This is a genomic window from Bacillus sp. 05T22 (genome assembly GCF_056396765.1).
Map to the genome: position 1 here is coordinate 1 of NZ_JBFTMC010000198.1, position 3,782 is coordinate 3,782.

Consider the following 3,782-nt stretch of genomic DNA (forward strand, 5'->3'; position numbering starts at 1 on the left):
CGATACATCTTTTGTTCAGGAATATATGGATTTTCTACAAATTTTTCTTCTGTTAAATCTGGTCTATTTAAATATCCCCGAGTTACTCCATCGCCACCAATACACAATTCTCCAGGAACTCCAATTCCACAAAGCTGATTCTCATTTAAAATGAACAGTTGAGTATTTCCAATTGGTCTACCAATTAAAACAGTTGAAAGATTCTCTTTACTATTAAAGTTGTAACTAGTAGAACAAACTGTGCATTCAGTAGGGCCGTATAAATTATAGACATCTTCTATTTTTTCTCCAATCAATTCTTTGAGTTGATGAACCAGATCGATTGGCAAACTTTCTCCTCCGAGATAAACCTTGTTGAATAAAAGTTCTTTTTTGCTTGTTTTTGTATAATCTACTATAACTTTAAACATTGAAGGAACCATTATAGCTTGTCTATTTCTCAACAATTCTAATAATTTTTCTGGATTATTTCTATCTTCTTCTGGAACTATAACCAATGTTGCCCCAGTTAGTAAGGCAGGAAAAATTTCCCAAACTGATCCATCAAAAATGTAATTAAAGAATTGCAAGACCTCCGTAGTTTTCGTATATTCACCTGTATTCTTTTGCCACTCCACCAAATTTATTACATTTTTATGTTCTACAATAACTCCTTTTGGCGTTCCTGTAGTTCCTGATGTATAAATCATATAAGCAGCATCATCTGCGCTTGATATAATAGATAAGTTATTTTTATTACTTGAATAGTACTTTTCTATATCTAAGAAACTGATATTTTCAAATTTCTCTTTTAAACCTTTAATATTAGAACTTTTAATAACTAGTTTTGTATTACTATCACTTAGCATAAAGTTAATTCTTTCCATCGGGTATCCTGGATCTAAAGGTAAATAACCCGCACCAGATTTTAAGATACCAAAAATCCCAGCAATCATTTCGAATGATTTTTCAGAAATAATTCCAACAAAATCTTTCTTATTGATTCCTCTATTTCTAATTTCTTCTGCAATTGAATTTGCCCAATAATTAAGTTCCTTATAGGTTAATGTTTCTTCATTATATCTTACTGCAATTGAGTCAGGATAATTAGCAACTGTTGCTTCAAATATTTCAATAATATTTCGATCATTCAAATATGCCATCTGAGTATTATTAAATTCTGAAAGTACTATCTGCTTTTCTTGTTCCCCAATCATTTCAATATTTTTTATCTTTATATCCGGTTTTTTTATAATACTCAAAATTATTGATTTTAAATTTTCTAATAGCCTAACTGAGAAAGTACCGCTATATATTTGAGCATCATACATTAACTTCAATGTAAGACTATCTTCATTCAATATATCTAGAGTAAGTGGATAGTTTGTTTGCTCTCTTAATTTCTCAAAATGCAGAGAAAAATCCTCAGTCTGCTCAATATCAGTCTCATAATAGTTCTCAAAACCTACTATATTAGTGATCAAGCTATCATTATCAGTACATTGACTTTGTATTTCATTTAAAGGGCAATAATCAAAATTCCCACTTTCAAGTGCTTGATTTTGCAGATTTGTCAATAATTCAAGGAATGTTTCATTATGATTTACTTTTACCCTTATTGGTATTGTATTAATAAATAAGCCAACCATTTTATCAATTTCTTTAAGCTCTATATTTCTACCTGATACGACTTTCCCAAAGACAATATCATCTTGATTGGTGTATCGTTGCAATAAGATTCCCCATACGGCTTCAATAATCGTATTTAAAGTAACTCCATGTTTACGACTCAATTCTTCTAATTTTTCTTTTTCATCTTTTCTAAGATGGATACTGGTTAATCTAACCTCATTATTATTTTTTTCAACTTCTCCACATGGTAAAATCATTGATTGGTTATCATAATCCTCTAATAACTCTTTCCAATACTCAATTCCTTCACTAATATTCTTTTTTCGCATTAGATACACAAAATCTTCATAAGTTGAACCACTTTTCTCTAAATTATCAATTTGACAATTTTCTTTTCCTGTACTAATTTCATTATAAAAATTGAGCAAGTCATTAATAACAATTGATGTGCACCATCCATCCATTATTATATGATGGAAACTAAGAATCAAACGATAATCTCCTTCACTATGTCTCACTAAAATAGCTCTAATTAAATTATCATCTTCTAAATCAAATCCCTTTTCCATATCCAAGCGGCAAATCCTATCAAAATCACTATCTGTATTTTCAGATGCGCTTAAATCGATTTCAATTAATTCTACAGGTCTTCCTGTAATTACTGCTTGTCTATACTCACTTACTTCTTTATGAATAATACTGACTGATAGCGCAGGATATTTTTCTTTCAATAAATTTAGACTTCTATTTAAATATTCTTTATTAACTTTCCCTTTCAACCTAAATATATTTTGAACAAAATAAACTGATGAATCGGGATTTTTTAATTTATGGAAAAGCATCCCTTCTTGTAAAGGCGTGAGTGGATAAATGCGACTTAATCCCTGATTTTTAGATTTCAATTTTTTTTCAACATTTATATACTCAGATAGTGTCCAAATTAACTCACCTTTATCTGAAGGTGTAGATTGTGTTTCAGAGGACATACAATGGTAAACAACTTCATCTAATTCATTAATATAATAATCTTTCAACTTATTAATGAAGCTCTCTTCAAATAGTCCAGAATCATATATTAATGTAACATTCAATGCTTTTTCGATGACTACACAATCTACTACTATAGGACTTCCAAATCGATTAAACTTTGAAACTTGCTCGCCATGGTCTGTATCTTTAATTTTAAGAACTAACCCATTATTTTCTTGAGAAAAATTCCCCAAATAATTAAACGTGATATCTGGAATTTCACTTTTCAATACTTTATCTCCACAATATTTAAGTACTGAATAACCAAACCCATGATTTGGAATTTTCCTAAAATTTTCTTTGGTATTGCAAAGATCCTCTGATATACTCTTACCTATATCTTTTATAGAAACAGGATAAATTGTGGTGAACCAACCAACAGTTCTATCAATTGGTATATATTTGTCAATTGATTCCCTTCCATGACCCTCCATTAAGATAGAAATATCCGTTTGACCCGTTAACTTGTTAATTGTACGATAAAGAGCCGTTAACAATAAATCATTGATTTCTGTATTATATGCTTTATTTGAATTGTACAAAAGATTATTCGTAGTCTCTTCAGATATTTGAAATACTTCATACTCAGTTCCAACTTTTTCGATAACTTTTTTATTGTTAAAATGACTGTTCGGAATATTCTTTTCCACTTCTATCCAATAAGGTATTTCCGAAGACAATTTATCTGAATTTCTGTATTTGTGCAGTTCTTCACTCCATTCTTGGAAAGAAACAGTCTTATTGGGAAATTCATTTTTTTCATTACTTCTGATTTTTTGATAACCATAGTTTAAATCCTCAGCAATAATTCTCCACGAAATACCGTCTATTACTAAATGATGAACACAGATAAGTACATAGTCTTTATCTTTAGTTCTAAAAATAGCCCCTTTTATTATTAGTCCTTTTTCTAGATTTAGTAATCTTTGAATATTGTTTCCTTCACTTAATATAATCTCATTTATATTATTTTCTTCATTTAAATGCATAAGGTCAAAGAAAAGAAAATTAAAGTCATTTTTATTATAATCAGAAATAGGACTTATAATCTGATTACCTTCTCTACTATACTTTGCTCTTAACATATCGTGATGTTTAACTAAGGAAAAAATAGTCTGACTCAAAGCATCTGAATCAACCTG

General features: G+C 29.5%; 1 protein-coding gene. It reads right to left on the reverse strand.

From position 1 onward, the window contains the following. On the reverse strand, positions 1-3,782 hold a 3,782-nt coding region (locus AC1DIT_RS27475; protein ID WP_476998566.1), incomplete at both ends, for an amino acid adenylation domain-containing protein.